The 15,375-nt window shown below is 66.8% G+C and carries 23 protein-coding genes; 6 read left to right on the top strand and 17 right to left on the bottom strand.

Annotation, left to right across the window (positions count from 1 at the left end):
* Window positions 1-110 precede the first annotated feature (110 nt).
* The 4 genes from BcFMB_RS06415 to BcFMB_RS06400 all read right to left on the bottom strand — a co-directional run bounded on the left by BcFMB_RS06415 (window position 111) and on the right by BcFMB_RS06400 (window position 2,722).
* Window positions 111-554 (bottom strand): hypothetical protein, encoded by a 444-nt coding sequence (locus BcFMB_RS06415; protein WP_099721325.1) that lies wholly within the window; start codon window positions 552-554, stop codon window positions 111-113.
* A gap of 69 nt (window positions 555-623) precedes the next feature.
* Window positions 624-1,619 (bottom strand): hypothetical protein, encoded by a 996-nt coding sequence (locus BcFMB_RS06410; protein WP_099721324.1) that lies wholly within the window; start codon window positions 1,617-1,619, stop codon window positions 624-626.
* Between the two features lie 261 nt (window positions 1,620-1,880).
* Window positions 1,881-2,135, bottom strand: coding sequence for a hypothetical protein (locus tag BcFMB_RS06405; protein WP_099721323.1), 255 nt, complete (start codon window positions 2,133-2,135; stop codon window positions 1,881-1,883).
* Window positions 2,132-2,722 carry a ParA family protein gene (locus BcFMB_RS06400; protein ID WP_099721322.1) on the bottom strand — a complete coding sequence of 197 codons (591 nt, stop codon included), beginning with the start codon at window positions 2,720-2,722 and terminating at the stop codon, window positions 2,132-2,134. Before BcFMB_RS06400 ends, BcFMB_RS06405 begins: the two co-directional genes overlap by 4 nt.
* Window positions 2,723-2,960: 238 nt before the next feature.
* Between BcFMB_RS06400 and BcFMB_RS06395 the strand changes: the two genes are divergently transcribed.
* Both BcFMB_RS06395 and BcFMB_RS09580 read left to right on the top strand, forming a co-directional pair.
* The gene (locus BcFMB_RS06395; RefSeq protein ID WP_099721321.1) at window positions 2,961-3,632 is read left to right on the top strand and encodes a hypothetical protein; all 672 of its coding nucleotides are present in this window, start codon (window positions 2,961-2,963) and stop codon (window positions 3,630-3,632) included.
* 420 nt (window positions 3,633-4,052) lie between these two features.
* Window positions 4,053-4,208, top strand: coding sequence for a hypothetical protein (locus tag BcFMB_RS09580; protein WP_157775171.1), 156 nt, complete (start codon window positions 4,053-4,055; stop codon window positions 4,206-4,208).
* Window positions 4,209-4,372: 164 nt separating this feature from the next.
* On the opposite strand, the gene BcFMB_RS06390 is transcribed toward BcFMB_RS09580, so the two are convergent.
* Together BcFMB_RS06390 and BcFMB_RS06385 are read right to left on the bottom strand one after the other, a co-directional pair.
* Complete coding sequence (locus BcFMB_RS06390; protein ID WP_099721320.1) at window positions 4,373-4,951, bottom strand: hypothetical protein; 579 nt, start codon at window positions 4,949-4,951, stop codon at window positions 4,373-4,375.
* Window positions 4,948-6,207 carry an AAA family ATPase gene (locus BcFMB_RS06385; protein ID WP_157775168.1) on the bottom strand — a complete coding sequence of 420 codons (1,260 nt, stop codon included), beginning with the start codon at window positions 6,205-6,207 and terminating at the stop codon, window positions 4,948-4,950. Before BcFMB_RS06385 ends, BcFMB_RS06390 begins: the two co-directional genes overlap by 4 nt.
* Window positions 6,208-6,376: 169 nt before the next feature.
* On the opposite strand from BcFMB_RS06385, the gene BcFMB_RS06380 reads away from it, so the two are divergent.
* Entirely contained in the window at window positions 6,377-7,381 is a 1,005-nt protein-coding gene (locus BcFMB_RS06380) for a HipA domain-containing protein (protein WP_157775165.1), read from the top strand.
* Window positions 7,382-7,436: 55 nt separating this feature from the next.
* Here BcFMB_RS06380 and BcFMB_RS06375 read toward each other — a convergent pair whose 3' ends face one another.
* The 8 genes from BcFMB_RS06375 to BcFMB_RS06345 all read right to left on the bottom strand — a co-directional run bounded on the left by BcFMB_RS06375 (window position 7,437) and on the right by BcFMB_RS06345 (window position 12,188).
* Window positions 7,437-7,691: a hypothetical protein gene (locus BcFMB_RS06375; protein ID WP_099721318.1), complete on the bottom strand. Its 255-nt coding sequence runs from the start codon at window positions 7,689-7,691 to the stop codon at window positions 7,437-7,439.
* A 160-nt stretch (window positions 7,692-7,851) separates the two neighbouring features.
* Window positions 7,852-8,526, bottom strand: coding sequence for a hypothetical protein (locus BcFMB_RS06370; protein ID WP_033518309.1), 675 nt, complete (start codon window positions 8,524-8,526; stop codon window positions 7,852-7,854).
* An 82-nt stretch (window positions 8,527-8,608) separates the two neighbouring features.
* Complete coding sequence (locus BcFMB_RS06365; protein ID WP_099721317.1) at window positions 8,609-9,022, bottom strand: hypothetical protein; 414 nt, start codon at window positions 9,020-9,022, stop codon at window positions 8,609-8,611.
* The gene (locus BcFMB_RS06360; protein WP_099721316.1) at window positions 9,019-9,426 is read right to left on the bottom strand and encodes a hypothetical protein; all 408 of its coding nucleotides are present in this window, start codon (window positions 9,424-9,426) and stop codon (window positions 9,019-9,021) included. The genes BcFMB_RS06365 and BcFMB_RS06360 overlap by 4 nt, the downstream gene beginning before the upstream one ends.
* A 23-nt stretch (window positions 9,427-9,449) precedes the next feature.
* Window positions 9,450-10,439 (bottom strand): WhiB family transcriptional regulator, encoded by a 990-nt coding sequence (locus tag BcFMB_RS06355; RefSeq protein ID WP_157775162.1) that lies wholly within the window; start codon window positions 10,437-10,439, stop codon window positions 9,450-9,452.
* Window positions 10,436-10,726, bottom strand: a complete 291-nt coding sequence (locus tag BcFMB_RS09575) for a hypothetical protein (RefSeq protein WP_033518771.1) — start codon at window positions 10,724-10,726, stop codon at window positions 10,436-10,438. Before BcFMB_RS09575 ends, BcFMB_RS06355 begins: the two co-directional genes overlap by 4 nt.
* On the bottom strand, window positions 10,723-12,003 hold the full coding sequence (locus tag BcFMB_RS06350) for a helix-turn-helix domain-containing protein (RefSeq protein WP_099721314.1): 1,281 nt from the start codon (window positions 12,001-12,003) through the stop codon (window positions 10,723-10,725). The genes BcFMB_RS09575 and BcFMB_RS06350 overlap by 4 nt, the downstream gene beginning before the upstream one ends.
* The gene (locus BcFMB_RS06345; protein WP_099721313.1) at window positions 12,000-12,188 is read right to left on the bottom strand and encodes a hypothetical protein; all 189 of its coding nucleotides are present in this window, start codon (window positions 12,186-12,188) and stop codon (window positions 12,000-12,002) included. Before BcFMB_RS06345 ends, BcFMB_RS06350 begins: the two co-directional genes overlap by 4 nt.
* 35 nt (window positions 12,189-12,223) lie before the next feature.
* Between BcFMB_RS06345 and BcFMB_RS06340 the strand changes: the two genes are divergently transcribed.
* Together BcFMB_RS06340 and BcFMB_RS06335 are read left to right on the top strand one after the other, a co-directional pair.
* Window positions 12,224-13,006 (top strand): GNAT family N-acetyltransferase, encoded by a 783-nt coding sequence (locus tag BcFMB_RS06340; protein WP_099721312.1) that lies wholly within the window; start codon window positions 12,224-12,226, stop codon window positions 13,004-13,006.
* A 10-nt stretch (window positions 13,007-13,016) separates the two neighbouring features.
* On the top strand, window positions 13,017-13,787 hold the full coding sequence (locus tag BcFMB_RS06335; RefSeq protein ID WP_157775159.1) for a GNAT family N-acetyltransferase: 771 nt from the start codon (window positions 13,017-13,019) through the stop codon (window positions 13,785-13,787).
* A gap of 8 nt (window positions 13,788-13,795) precedes the next feature.
* Here the strand turns inward: BcFMB_RS06335 and BcFMB_RS06330 are convergent, their stop codons facing one another.
* From BcFMB_RS06330 to BcFMB_RS06325, 3 genes are all read right to left on the bottom strand, one after another.
* Complete coding sequence (locus BcFMB_RS06330; RefSeq protein ID WP_033518263.1) at window positions 13,796-13,993, bottom strand: hypothetical protein; 198 nt, start codon at window positions 13,991-13,993, stop codon at window positions 13,796-13,798.
* Between the two features lie 264 nt (window positions 13,994-14,257).
* Window positions 14,258-14,386, bottom strand: coding sequence for a hypothetical protein (locus BcFMB_RS09970; protein ID WP_257790232.1), 129 nt, complete (start codon window positions 14,384-14,386; stop codon window positions 14,258-14,260).
* Window positions 14,376-14,687, bottom strand: a complete 312-nt coding sequence (locus BcFMB_RS06325) for a hypothetical protein (RefSeq protein ID WP_099721310.1) — start codon at window positions 14,685-14,687, stop codon at window positions 14,376-14,378. Before BcFMB_RS06325 ends, BcFMB_RS09970 begins: the two co-directional genes overlap by 11 nt.
* A 283-nt stretch (window positions 14,688-14,970) precedes the next feature.
* Between BcFMB_RS06325 and BcFMB_RS06320 the strand changes: the two genes are divergently transcribed.
* Window positions 14,971-15,165 carry a hypothetical protein gene (locus BcFMB_RS06320; RefSeq protein WP_157775156.1) on the top strand — a complete coding sequence of 65 codons (195 nt, stop codon included), beginning with the start codon at window positions 14,971-14,973 and terminating at the stop codon, window positions 15,163-15,165.
* Window positions 15,166-15,375: the final 210 nt, after the last annotated feature.

Below are 15,375 nucleotides of genomic sequence, written 5' to 3'. Positions count from 1 at the left end.
CATACCCCGGAATTAGACGATGTCTAACGTTGTCGTGTTCCGCGCGGCGTACGCGCACGGATATGACGACGTGGCGCCTTGACACCATGGTGTCAAGGCGCCACGTCGCGTCAGCGCGCCGGGGCGGAGGGCGCCGGCGCCGCGCAGGCGGCCGCGGGGTCGCCAGGGACGCCCGCGGCGGCCCGGTCGGCTTCCACGTCCCAGTCGTAGCGTTCGGTGTAGAACGCGTAGTCGGGTTGGAAGTCGGGGTCCTCGTATGCGGCGCGGATGCCCTCGGGGGTCATGGCCTCGACGTCGGCGGCGGAGTACTGGCCGTTGTCGCACAGCATCCAGGCCTGCTCCTCGAGCCGGTGGCCCTCCCATACCTCGTCCCAGGACTCCGCGGTGACGTAGTCGCCCATGTCGTTGATCCGGAAGCAGCCGCCGACCGGCAGTTCCGTCCAGTCCATGGCGCGTCCGTTCAGGCCGTCCGCGATCCTGTGCGCGCGCTCCACGAACGCCGCGCCGACGGGCAGTCCCTCGTGCACGGCCTCCTGCGTCCCGTCATGTGCCATGATGCTCCTCCTCGCCAGATAGTTAGTTATATATCTATATAGTTATTTATATAATATAATGGTTGGTGTTCATCGGGCGTACCCGCCGCCATGGGCCCACGGCGCGTACAGGGACTGGTCCGTCGCCGCGGGCGCGAACGGACGGCGCACGGCGGCCCGTTCGGCCTCGGCGAGCCAGGCGGGGTCGAGGGTGTCGAGGTTCGCGGGGATGTCGGTGTGGGCCCATACGGCGTGCGCGCGGCCGTCGAGGTCCGTGAACGCGGCGAGCGTGTCGATGACGTCCCCGAGGCCGGCGTCGTCGATCGGCGAGCCCGCCATGCGCCTGGCGGCGCCCCACTCGTACAGGTCGGCCGCCATGTCGTCCCTTCCCGTCCATCCCGCGCGGTCCCGCCCGGGCGTGCCGAAGGCGTGCAGGCGCGCGGGGAGGCCGGCGGGCGCGTCGGCGCCGCAGCGCATCACGGTCGCGTCCCCGGTGCCGTCCGCGAAGCGCGCGTAGCGCGTCTCGAGGACGCCCTCCTCGCCGAACCATGCGTCGAAGAAGGTCGGCTCCCGGGCGTCGGGGCCCATGGGGCGCAGGTCCGCCGGGCCCAGGCCGGTGCCGCGCAGGTCGCATGACGTCAGGTCGCACCCGGCCCAGTCGGCGGCCAGCAGCGAGCGGCGCGGCCAGGCGCGCAGATCGAGGCCGCGCACGGCCTCGCCGGCCGCCACGGGCGGCGCGCCGGGCGCGAAGCGCGAGATGTCCCGCGGGACGGCGGGCAGCATCCACCCTCCCCCGACCTCCAGCGCTCCGGCGGGGAGCCCCGCGGCGGGCACGGGTTCGGCGCCGAGCACCGCCGACGCCAGCGCGCCGAACCCGCCCGCGTCCAGATCCGGCCGTTGCGCGCGCAGCCGGCGCAGCGTGACGGCGACGGCGACGCGCGCGTCGCGGCGCAGGTCCCCGTCGCCCGCCGCGATGCAGTTGCGCATCGCGCGCGAGGGATCGCCGGGCAGCGTGTAGAACGCGATGCATTCGCGCGCGTCCCGCAGCAGGGCGCGCATCAGCTCGAACCGTCCGGCCTCGTTCATGGGGCGCCGTCCCCTCGCCCCGCCCGTGCCTGCCGCATGATGCCTCCTCCCGCCGAACCGATGGACAACGTGCGTCCATTGTCGGCGCGACGCGTCCGGGGCGCGGACCACCCCGCCCCGGACGGACGGCGAGCAACAAACTAGTTATATAACTAATTATCTATATATATAGTCGGATGGTCCACGAGCGCGCCCCGCCGTCGCCGCGGGACGCAAAGGGCCGGGCGCCCGTCGGACGCCCGGCCCCGCTCCCCCGGCGCGCTATTCGCCCATGGAGGCCAGCTCGCGCCGGATGGCGTCCACGACGATGGACGCCATCGTGCGCCCCGAGCGGACGGCCGCGACCTTGAGCTCGGCCTTGAGCGAGACGGGGACCTTGACCCCCATGAGCACGCTCGCCTCCGGCTCGACCGGCGCGCCGGCGTCGCCCTTGCGCTCGGTGTCCTGGATGTCCATGAGCCTGGGGGCCGCGGCCGGCCCCTGCGGGCGGGCCAGGTTCCTGACGGGTTTGATCATCGCATTGCCTCCTTGAGTTCGCGCCACACGTCCTCGTATCCATGCAGGTTGCTCGCGAAGCGCTGCCCGTACGCGTTGGACAGGTCGCTGCGCTTGGGGATCTCGGCCTCGAACACGCTCGCCTGCCGCGAGGCGAAGTACTCGCGCGCGGCGCGGGCGGCGAGCGTGTTCGCCTCGACGCGCACCATGAGCACCGCGTAGGGCCGGCCCGCCGCCTCGAGCACGTCGACGACGGCGCCCGTCTGCTGCAGGTCGAGGCCCGACGTGCCGGTCGGCACGACGACGAAGTCGGCCATGTCCTTGGCCATGTCCGTGACGTTGCCCGTCGGCGGCGTGTCCACGACGACCAGGCCGTCCCGGCCCTCGTCGCGCAGCCGCAGCAGGTCGGCCATGTTGGCGCTGCGCACCTCGAAGCCCAGCGGCGAGCCGCCCTGCGCGGCGTTGTACTGCCACAGGCTCGCACTGGACTGCGAGTCCGCGTCCAGCACCACCGTCGGCACGCCCTCGCGCGCCGCCTGCGTCGCCAACGCCATCGCGGTGGTCGTCTTGCCGACCCCGCCCTTGAGATTGATCACCGAGACGATCATCGTCGCCTCCCTTCCGCGGCGCACGCCGCATGGATACGGAACAGCATCATACACGCACCTATATAACTATATAACTAACTATATGCCCGTAGGCGCGCCACCGGGTCGAACCCGATATAGTTAATTATATAGATATATAGTTAACTAGCAAGCCCGGCGCGCCGCGGGGTGGCCCGCGCCCCGCGGCGCCGGATGCGACAATGGCCGGGACGCACAAGGACCGACGAAAGGAGACGCCATGGCGATCGACGAGGAGACGCTCAAGGCGTTCAGCGGCGTATACGACATCGAACAGCCGTCATACGACCGCGTCATCACGCTAGACCACATGAAGGAGCCCGTACCCAACCCATTGCTGGACAAGGACGACGTGTGCGCCGTGGTCCAGATCAACGCGCGCGGCGGCGAAGGCCCCTACGCGGTGGCGGCAGGGCACGGGGCCGCCATCCGCGACGCCCTGTTCGACGGGCTCACCCCCGGCCTCGACTACACGAAGCTCACCAGCGAACAGGCGTTCGACGACGAGGCCGCGCGCCGCATCATGGACGACTACCGTGAACGGGGATGGGACGCGGGCGAGTTCTGGATCGACGACGCCCGGCTCGTCGTCGCCGCGGCGCCCGGATACGGCACCGCGCAGGACGACTTCGACCTGCTCAACGACTGGGCCGCCGGCGATGTGTACGAGATCCGCGAATACCGCCGCCACGAATGGCGCGACGAACACGGGGCGACGATGAGCACATGGGACCAGACCGGCTACCTCGGCGACGTGTACCTCGGCGGCGAGCGGGACTGGACCGCTGCGTTCGACGACCACGAGGACACGCGGGACGCGGGCATCTCCGCCATGCCGGACATGGCCGCCGTCCCGACGGCCGCGCCCGACGTCCACGGAGCAGTCCGATGAGCGCCGGGGAACGCACGCCGGCCGACCCGACCAGCACTGGCCACGCGCACGACCCGGCCGCATGGCAGGCGTACTGGCGGACGCACGGCTACGAGCCGGTCGGGCTCGACGAGACCCAGGCCTCGACGAAGGCGGTCGAGCTCTCCCGCAGGGCGTCCGCGATCCTCGAACGCGAACGGCTCGACCTGCATGAAGGATCCGCCGCGCCCATCGAGATGCGGCGGTGGGGCGAGGAGGTGTGCTTCGCCGCCGACGCGCCGCACGGCTCGCAATGCCTAGTCTGGATCAGCGTGCAGGACACCGACCCCGAAGAGCTCGAGGCCATCGTCGCCGAGGAGCTGCTGCACTGGCGGCCCGAACACCCCCGCAGCACCCCGGACGGACGGCACGACGATCACCCAGGGCGACTATACAGCGCTAATGCGCATGCTCGACGGCCAGATCATCCGGCTGGGCGCCGACGTGGACTCGATCAACGTCACGGGCCCCGACGACGTACACGACGAACCGCGATTCGACATGACAGCGCCCTGGAACGCCATACCGGGCGAGGACGCACACGGCATGAACCGCTGAAACCCCACGGTTCCGGAGCGGCGCCCCCGCCAGCCCAAGGAAGAATCCGGCGGCGGCACGCCGTTGTCCCGCCGCCGCCACGACGGCCAGACCGGACGCAGGATCGGCGCGACGGCCTCTCGAACACCCCGGGACATCTTTAGCGATGAACGCCGGCCGCGTCCTCATAATAATGCTTGGTTCACGAACTTATCGAAATCGGTGCCCGAAAGCATGTGCCCCCTGCGGAACAGGGATCCCTCGGCGAGGCGCAGGAACTCGGCGATCCCCTTCTCTTCGTTCCCGCCGTCGTCGCCCTTCGCCTTGCCCCGCACCCGATTCCCGATGCGGGTCCGGGAAGGATGCACATACATGTATTCGACATGGGACCGCATCTGCTTGCAGGTCCATCCGGTGAGGTCGGAGAGCACCAGCAGGGAGCTGATCGCCTTCTCCCGGACATCATGCGCTTTGACGTTCTTCTGGGAGCCGGCTTTGAACTCGATGAGGTACACCGTGTCGCCTATCGCGAGAAGCGCATCGGATGACTTCAGCACATGGTCGGTGCATCCGCACTGGTTGAGCCACCGTGTCTTTACGGCGTCCATGTTCACGGCGTCCACGTCCAGCCCGGACAGCTCCTGTTTATTGTCCTCGTCCCGTGACGCCGCACGCAGCGTGGTGCGGCATGCTTTCAGCATCCGATTGGATCGCACCAGCCGCGCGAACGAGCGCGGTCTGCGCCCGCTCTTGCCGCGCGTCATCGCATCCCCGTTTCATCATCCAACCGGTCGAATGGCGCGGCAAGCAGCCCATACGCCTGTTCAAGCCGGTGGGTGACGTCCTCGCACACGCACACGCCGTCCTGCCTGCGCATCATGTAGTAGGACGTTTCATCCGCCATCCCCTGATGATCGGTGTACGTTTCCAATGCTTCGAGGAAATAGGGGCTGTGGGTGCTCACGAGGATCGTCAGATGGAACGCGCGCCGCAATTCCACCAGCATCTCCGCCAGATCAAGCTGCCAAGCGGGATGCAGATGGATTTCCGGCTCGTCCAGAATGAGCACGTCATCCTCACCGACCCGGTTGCCGGACAGCAGCTGCAGCAGCATGATGAACGTTTTGCGCCCATCCGACACGTCGCGCATGTCCAGATCGCGCCCGAGGCCGTCCTCCTTGAATTTCAACCCGTAGCGGTCAACGATGAGGTCGCCTCCCGCGTGGTCGCGCAATGCATTCAGCACGCCGGCAATGGAATCGTTGTTGGCCAAGGTGGTGACGGCATCCGTCTCGCCCCGGGAGAGTATCTTCTCGGCCAAGTCGGACGCATGGGCGTCCCCCCTCCCCCAGAAGGCGCTCCTGAACGAGGAGACGCCGGCCCTGTCCAACAGCCGCGGATCGTCCAGCATGGTCACGTCCGTCGTCAATCCCATCAGGGGATTCTCCGGGCGCGGGTTGACGGTCGCGTCGCCCTGCACGGTCAACCGGGTAAGGGGACGCCCCGGGAACTCCACTTCCGCATACCCGTCAGCGCCGCGGGCGCCGCGTCCGGAGACGTGTTCCCCGCGCAGCACATCGCCCCGCAATTGCCTGAGGACCTCCTCATCGCTGAACGACAGGCGCTTGCGCAGACGATCCATCAGGAGCGCCCTCTCTGCCTCGTCATCGGGCCCATCCGACGGGAGCGACCGGTCGATTACACCCGCGACGGACGAGTCATCCACCTGCTCGGGGAGCATGGCGACCAAGGCGTCCGCAGTTTCCGAAAGGGACGATTCAGGCATATCCTCAAAAGCATGGTCGCCGCGCATGAGGTAGTCCACAAGCAGGTTATAGGTGCTTCGCCGGCGTGATCTGCGCACGTCGTCCGAACCTTTGCGCAGCGCTTTGACCGTGGCGAACAAGGTGCGGCATACGGTGGATTTCCCCGTGCCGTTCTCACCGGTCAGGACGGTGATGCCCTCCAGACGCATGTCCGCGTCCCTGATGGCACCGATGTTATTGATATGCAGCCTCATGCTCCGCAGTCTATCGCACACCCCACTACGAAGCGAAGCGGCATGCCGATGTTGCGCCTTCCCGTCCCCTCCCGTCGTCCGCGTCATTCTCACCGCATGTCTGCAAGCATTCTCGCTCCACGGCCGGTATCCGATAGCCGGGCCGCGCCGCCCGGTTATCATGGACGGCATGGACCGGGTCATGAACATGGAGGGCGCACCGTTGTCCCGCCGCTACTACGGCGGCCAAGCCGGACGCAAGATCGGCGTGACGGCCGACGGGTATAACTGGCTGCTCAAATACCCCGCGGCCACGCGCCGCCTCGCCGGATCCGTCCCCTCATACACCACCGCGCCCCTGTCCGAGTACCTCGGTTCGCACATCTACTCGGCCCTCGGCATCCCCGTGCACGACACCAGACTCGCGGTGCGCGACGGCAGGATCGTGTGCGCGTGCCGCGACTTCGTCGCGGACGGCGAACGCCTCGTCGAGTTCGCGCAGCTCATGAACTACATGGACGAGGACGACCTGCCATCCTCGTCGTCGCCCGACACCACCCACGGCCGGCGGATCGTGTACCTCGCCGACGCGAGGGCCGCGCTGTACAGGGTGCCCGAGCTCTCCGGCACCGAGGGGGTCGTCGAACGGTTCTGGGACATGTTCGTCACCGACGCGTTCATACGCAACATCGACCGCGACAACACCGACTGGGGGCTGATCGACCACGGACGCGAACACGCGTTCACGCTCGCCCCCGTCTACGACAACGGCAACTCCCTGAACAACAAGAAGACCGCCGCCGCGATCGGCAGGGCATTGGACGACCCCGACAGGATACGACAGGACGCGCTCGACGTGCGCTCCTGCTACCACGACGACCGCGGCCGCCCCATCGCCCCATTCAAATACATGCGCAGCGGCGACGACGACTGCGTGCAGGCGCTCGACAGGTTCATGCAACGCTGGGAACCGGACCATCTCGACGACATCCTCGCGGCCGTCCCAGAGCGCGCATACGGATTGAGCGTCATGGACGAACGGCAACGCGAATACCACAGGCACGTGCTGCACGCCAGATACGAGCAGGCGCTCACTCCGATATGGCAAGACACCGCCACGCATGCCACACCATTCGACATGACGGCGCCCTGGAACGCCATACCGGGCAAGGACGCACACGGCATGAACCGCTGAAAGCCCCACGGCTCCGGCACGACTGACGCGCACCGCCGTACATGGGTGGCGGGAGTCACTCGCCGCCCACGCCCCGCCGGTCGTCGTTGAACAGCTTGAGCACATACAGGGCGACGGCGCCCACGCCGCACAACACGACCAGGAACCAATTGCCCTGGAACAGGAACCATCCGATTCCCGCATAGCACGCCCACCGGCCGACCTTGAGCAAGGACCCGACGGGATCGGCGAGGACGATGACCGCGACGGAGAACACCACGAAACCCACGACCGCATACAACGCGAACGAAACGACGTCACCGAACCGCATGGCGACCACCTCCAAAAGACATATAGTTATATAATTATATAACTAATTATATCACCGGTTCGACGCTGGAGCAATAAGGGATGCGGCACCCGGGCCGCGTCGGCGCCGGACGGATGGGAGCGATGTCGAAAGCATGCGGCCCAAGCCCCTGCACCCCCCCTCAACGATCCTCGGCTGCGCTTCGGGGTATCGCACCCATGGAATAGAGGTCTTGCGCCTGCGTGAGGCACATTAGCGCCACGAATGATTCAACCAACGCCTTCGGCAACGCAACATGAAAACAGATATCCGCCAAATAACTGACCGCGCCGAAGAACAGCATCAAGTACTGATAGAATTTCCACTTCCCAGTGTATCGCTGAACGCTTTCGTTGCCCTTTGCCCTCCACAGCTTCGCGAACATCCAGGCGGCGAAGCATCCTTGCACGAAACAGTAGACCGCAATGAGGCCAAGAGATTGCCGGTCCCTTCCTTCAGGGGAAGCCAAAGACACGTACACCAGAACAATGCCAGATGTCACACAATACCACACCGCGGCACCCGCCGTCACGAATCTCATCATCAGATTATAGGAATCACATTTCACTTGACGTATCATGAAGAAAACCGCTATGGCAAATGCAATAGACACCGTCGAGACGGCCTTGCCTTCGACGGAATCCGAATGCGAAATGAGCGCATATGCATGCATCAGCAGCCCAATGAACGTACAAAACAAACATGCAATTATCACCAAATAACTAATATACTGGCCCATCGGAAGGAACGGATCCTTCAGCTTGTGACGCACCAACCATGCATCGATGCGTTCAACCTTGTTTTTCCCATTTGACATGAGGTTGCCTTTCTCTAAGCGACTACAGCAATTCGCCATTGCCCTATGACACTAGGGCACACCACCCCTTTCCCGCCCCGGGTCACTTGCAACATACATCAACCCACCAATTGGGCGCAAGCTGGGGCAACGCGCCCTGGGCCCCCGCGAACGACAGGCATGTGAGCACCAGGGACAAGCCCATGTCGAAACCATGCGCACGCCGGCTCATGCGGAACTCATACTGCTCCATACAATCATGCATCGGATCATTGTCATGGTCGAAGATACCGGGCTCACGCAATTGCGCCTTGGGCAGCGTCCCCGGATCCGTGCTCACAGGCCGCTCCGAACGCAGCCGCTTGCGAAACACACCCCCATCCGCTCGGCCTGTCTGGCTAACGCGATCGGCGCGGCCGACCAATGCGACGATCATGCCGAGGCAGCTCGCCGCCGCGGCGATCATCATCAGCCACAGGATCACATACAGCCACACCTCGGAACCCTCACGGATCACCGCCGATCAACTCCTTTCGATGCGTGCGCGTCCGGCTTGCCGAGCGCCGGCTGGTCGTCGCGCAGCCAGTCGGTCACGAGCGCGTTGACGCTGGACCGTTGGCGGCGGGCGTGTTCCGCCAGCCGCGCGCACAGCGCGGCGGGCATGCGCACGCCGATGCGCACGGTGGCGCAGGGCGCCGCCTGCCGGCGCGGCCCGACGCCGCCCGTGGCGCCCGCGGCCCGGTCGAGCCTGGAGCGGATCACGGAGACGATGAGCGAGTTGAGCGATATCCCCGCGGCGTACGCATGCTCGGACAGGGCGTGGTGCAGCGGCAGCGGCAGGCGCAGCGGGACGCGCGGACGCTCCTCGCGGTCGATCCGGTCGAGTCTGGAACGGTCCAGCACCGGCGTATTGATATCCATGTTTTCTCTCTTTCCTTGGATGCCTAGTGTGTTCTGAATACGTCCCTGAGCTCGTTCGCCAGGGTGCCGTAGCCGGTGCCGGCCGGCGGCCGCTCCCCCGGTTCGGGCAGGGCGGCGAGTCCGTCGTCGTGGCCGATGGCCGCCACGGTGTGCGCGAGGCGGTGTTCGTCGAGCCATGCCTGCGCGCGTTCGCCCTCGCGACGGTCCGCGGCGTCGGCGATGAGCACGGACGACGCCACGGCGAGGTGGTGGCTCATCTGCCAGGTCGCTTTGAGCGATTCCTCGTCCGTGCGCGACACCAGGATCGCAAGGCTCGCGCATTCCAGGGCGCGACGTGTGCCCCGGGAGGCGCCGTGCGGCGCGTCCAGCAGCGTCCAGCCCCCGTCGTGGCCGGCGCCGGACTCCTCGAAGGCCGCCGCGTCGACCACGTCGAACGGCAACGTGCGCCCCGACCGCTCCGCCGTGCGCGCCCACGCGCACAGATGCCCGTCGGGGGCCATGTCGACCACGCGCACGGGGGCGCCGTCCGACGCCAACGCCCACGCGGTGCACACCACGCTGATGGTCTTGCCCGCCCCCGAGAGCGTGGACAGGAACGCGACCGTGCGCGCCCTGCCGCCCAACGCCTCGACCGCGCGGCTGCGCCGGTCGCCGCGTTCGCCGCGACGGCGTTCGGTCTGCACGATGCGGGCCTGGTCGATCGCCTCGGGATGCATGTCGAGCCACGCGACGAACCTGCTGCGCGACAGCTCGCTGCCGTCGGGCACGACGCCCTCGGTCTGGGCGAACCGGGCGAGCGTGCGACGGCCTTTGACCGTCAGGCCGCCGAACACGCCGTATTGGTCGTCCGCGCCGATCGCGTTAGCCAGACAGGCCGAGCGGATGGGGCACATGTCGCACAGCACCTGCGCGGCGGCCGTCAACGCCCGCTGCCGGGCGGGGTCGTTGAGCCGGTCGGGGCCCCACATGTAGTCCTGGATGCGCGGATGCAGCCCCGAGCACACGCCCTTCACGACGCGCCGCCTTGCTCGCGCAGCCGGCGCAGGACGCGCGACGTGTACGCCTCCACGGCGATGATCGCGCGCCTTCCCAACGGGCCGGCGCTCGGGTAGCCGGCCGTCACGTCCGCCAGCAGCCGGTCGATCGTCTCGTACGCGCCGCGCGCCATGAGGCGCAGCACCCCGGCCTCGCCGGGATCGCACGGCCCGTCCAGCCTTGCGAGGATGCGCTGCCCGTAGCGCAGTTCGGCCGACAGCGCCGGCAGGGTCAGCCGCAGCCATACGTGCATGAGCGCGTTCATGCCGCACCTCCCCGACGTTCGCGGGCGCCGATGAACATCGATCCGCCACGGCGGGCGCGTTCGGCCGCGATCTCTTGCTGGACGCGGGCCTTCTCCCGGGCCGCCTGCTCGGCCTGTACCCGCTGCGCCTGCGCGTCCTCGCGCAGCAGGCCGCGCAGCACCGCGCGCAGCTCCGTCTGCGACAGGCCGTCGTCGGCCAGGGAGGCCAGACGGCGGTCGTGCGCATGGCGCACCGCGAACGACGGATAGCGTTGCGTGAACTCGGCCGCCTCGCCGACGCCGCGCACATGCGGGCAATCCTCGCGGTGCCCGGCGGCGCACGCCGCGCCGGGCGACGGCGTGCGCGCACCGGACCGGCCCCTTGCCAGCGTCATGTCGTCGACGAGCTCGTCGAACCCGTCGGCGAGCCGGCGTCCCGAACGAAGCCGGCGCCGCCAGTACTCGCCGCCGGACATGCCGTCGCCGCCCATCGCCCAGTCGACCGCGGCGCACGCCCGCGCCGCCGGATCGGCCACGCCCTCGGCGCGCAGGCGGCGCAGCAGACGGGCCACCGCACGCAGGTCACGGCCCGTGGCCTCGGGACAGGTCAGCGACGCGGCCCGGCGCGCCTCGGCCAGATGGTCGCACACCCGGCGCGCCTCGGCGTCCGGACACGCGTCCGCATCCGGCCCGTCCCCCTCCCGCTCCGTTTCGGGGCTCTCCCCGCTTGCGGGGGGATACCCCGTAGGGGTAGGGGGTAGTTGTTGGTTATTAGTTGGTTGGGTGACATTGTGACACCCCTGCCCGGTCACAATGTCACCCCTGCCCGACGCATCCGGTTCAGGGGTGACATTCTGACACCCCTGAACAAACGGCGTGTTTCCAACGGTTTCGTCAGGGGTGACATTCTGACGCCCCTGACCCGCGACGGCCCCGCGCCCGTCACGGACACGCTCGGCGGACACGTCCTCCACACGCTCGAAACGCTCGGTGAGCACGTCATAGACGACCGTCCTGTACCCCTTGCGCTTCCACTCGCCCGTCTCGGGATCCATCCGGTTCCATGCCTGGTTCGGGTTCTGGCGCACGTACCCCAGATCGATCAGCGCGCCGAGCGCGCGGGTCACCGTGCGCTTCGACAGGAACGTCGACGCCGCGATCGTGTCCACCGAGGGCCACGCGCACCGGCCGTCCTCGTAATACGCCCTGAACGCCAGATACGTCAACACCGCGCCCATCGCCGGCGTGACTCGCCCGTCACGCAGACGATACACCCGCTCCGCAGTACCCGCCGTCATCTCAGCCTCCCCCGCTCATGCGCCGCGCCCATCAGACGCGCACGCTCCACCGCGACCATCGGCAACGGCATGCCCACCATCACCGACACATAGAAATCCTGGCTGCCGTCCGGCGGCGACGACACGATCAGACGCACCTGCCACCGCGCATACCGGCGCGGCGCACCATCATCGACAACACGCATCAGCACTTCCCCTTCCCGCCGGCACAATCGGCGATATGACGTTCGAACGAATCAAGAACCTCCTGCGCCGATGGTCCGAGCGGCACGTACCTGACGCGACCGTCCGGATTGTCATCGCGCGCGACGATATGGAGGCACAGATGATCTGGGGCCTGCCCGCCGAACAGATCGAGCATGGCTGGGACCAGCGCATCGAATACCCCGGGGCCGACACCCACGACCTGTTCAGGCCGACGCTTATAGGGGCGTGGGCCGGCGACGACCTGATAGGAGGAGCGTTCGTCATGCCAGACGAGCAGGACGCCGAGAGCTACAGGCCCGGCGCCGGCGACCACGGCGCGCAGACCGTCGAACGATACCGCGTAATGATCCAAGGGATCGCGACGCTCCCCCAGCACAGGGCAGAAGACGTCGGAACGCAGCTCAAGTACTTCTGCGAACAGTGGGCGCGTGAGCACGACGCTCTGCTCATATCGGGCATCCCGACCACCGATCAGGCGTACGCACTCAACCGACGCTGCGGCTACCACGTCCTTGAACCGCTGGTCCCGCTCATCATGCAACCCCACGACGCGCACACGGGACTCACGCCCATGCCCATACCGTTCGACGACACCATCCCCGGCTCCAGATGGGCGTTCAAAACACTCGGCCACTCTGCGTCGGCGTCCTTCCGCATCGGACAATTCGACGACACCCAGATCCCGGGACGGAGCGACGACCAGCGAATCCACATCCACTGGATCGCCGACACATTCCCTACCGGGCATCAAAGCCGGCTCAACCGCGCCATGCATGGGCGGCCCCCTTTCCCGTAGAACCGACACCATGGCATCGACGTTCGAACGAATCAAGAACCTCCTGCGCGCACGGCGCGCCGGACACCAGCCAACGACGGACGCGGGCGGGCCCGTACTCGCGGCACATCCAGCCGCCGCCATCGACATCCGGCCCGTCGAAACGCAGATGGAGGCAGACGAAGTCTGGGCATTGCTGTCCGAACAGATCGAGCATGGCTGGGACGACTGCCTGCCACAGCCCCTCGCCCACGACGACGACGCGTTCCGGCCTACGCTGATAGGCGCGTGGGGACAAGACGGCCTCATAGCAGGCGCGTTCGTCATGCCAGACGAACAGACAGCCGACACTTTCATGGCGAACGGCGTCCAACACGCCGCACAGATGACCCTGCGCGCGGTAGCCGTCACCCAAGGCATCGCCGTCGCACCGGAACACCGGCGTGAAGGCGTCGGACTCAAGATCAAACGCTTCTGCGACGCCTGGGCGGCACAACACCACGCTTGCCTCATGCTGTCCGTCATCACGGCCCACGAGGCGCTGGGACCCGACCAGAAAACCGGCCACCACATCCTGCCAACGGACGTCGTCCCCGTGATACAGATCCACGACGACGCCACGGGAACCGGCTGCCTGATCGACCTCGGCCCCCGCGGCCAGACAGCCGGGCACAGCCAATGGTCGATCGGCGTAATCGGCCAGACGCACGGGCTCACCATCCATCTCGGACAATACGGCGCGACCGAGGACCCGCCTCGGGGCCCGGACGACATCACATGGATAGCCCATATCGGGACCTGAACCACGCATCAGCACGTCTCCTTCCGTGCGAACGGGTCGATGACCGGCTTGCGCATGATCGCCGTCATATCGAACCGTGCCTTCGAACGGGCCTCGCGACCCCGCGAACCGGGCGTCGCGTCCGATGGCGGGAAGAGCAGATCCTCGTTCACCCGCGCATCCGCGCCACCCCCGGACGACGGGTGCTGCGCCTTCGCCGCCTCCACCGCCCGGCGTCTCCTTGATTTCCTGGACATAAGTCCTCCTCTCTCTCCATTCGTCTCCGTCGCGGCCCGTCTACGCTCTCGGAAGACACCGCATTGACATCCACGACCCAACCCGATACGCTGAAACGACGGGAAGAGCCGGGAACGAGCCGGGCGGCGCATCCACGCGCATACCGAACCGTTCCGGGAATCCTCTCTCCTTCTCGGACCGCCGAAGACCATACCCACATGAACCCGGCGGTCCTTTTTCATTCCCATCGGGCCTCACCGGTCCAGATCCTCGACGCCCAGCAACGACGCCACCGCCAGGACCGCCACCGCGAACCACCACACCGCCAGATCCGCAATCCGTCCGAAAACCGCACGGACACGCGCGGCGATCTCAGACACCATCGGAACCCCCGACGGCCGGCGCGTCCGTGAGTTCGCCGCCGATCCGCTCCAGCTCCCGACGGCACTGCGCCGCCCGCTTGTGCTTACGCTCGTTCTCGATCCGCTCGCTCGACGCGATCAACTCGTCGAGCAGCTCGTCCACACGCTCCTTGGCATGACGGTAATACTCCACGTCCCTGCCGCATCCGCGAGGTTCGGGCACCACGAACACCCACTGCGGGTCCGCGTTGTAGCCATCCTGGACGATCCGATACGAATACCCCGCATACAACGGGATCTCGAAACGATTCTCATTGGACATGATCCAACAACCTTTCAATAAACCGATACAAAGCCACCGCGCCACACGACCGCACGCACCATGCGGACCGCGGACCACACGAAACGCGCATACCATGCGACCGTGGCAGGAAACACGCCCCCACCCACGCCCGACGAGTAGCAGTCGCCGGACGAGGGAAGGACGCAACAGCGCCGGCAAGGAATACAACCGGCACCGCCATCCCGCCACAGCGAAAACAACGGGTCCAAACACAAGACCCCCGAATGCTCGCCATGAACGTGGCGGGAAAGGAATTATGATTATGGTCATTCTCAAAGCCATGACCCCGGACGGCACGATCCACACGTGGCAGATGCTTGAAACGGACGCCCGGCACTGCTTCGACGACAGCAAACCGCTGCCGAATCGAATGCCCGCTTCCACGATTGACACACCCATAGAACGGGTATTCGTCAACCCGCACCAGTTCATGCAATGGGAACTCCACCACATCTGACACACATAGGCCACACGAGTGGTCCGCAGCATGCACCGAAACCATATAACGTGACGAACGTGGCAGGAAACGCGTCTCTTCCTGCCCGACGAGTGCAAGTCGTCGGGCAGGAGAAGACGCACGGAACCGGCAAGGATACGACCGGCACCGCGACCCCACCACAACCAGCAACCGGGTCAATGATCCAGACCCCCGATTACTCGCCACGAA

Origin of the sequence: Bifidobacterium choerinum (assembly GCF_002761235.1) — a bacterium.
Classification (GTDB): Bacteria; Actinomycetota; Actinomycetes; order Actinomycetales; family Bifidobacteriaceae; genus Bifidobacterium; species Bifidobacterium choerinum.
The sequence above is the reverse complement of the archived record's forward strand: the minus strand, read 5'-3'. Positions and strand labels throughout refer to the sequence as shown.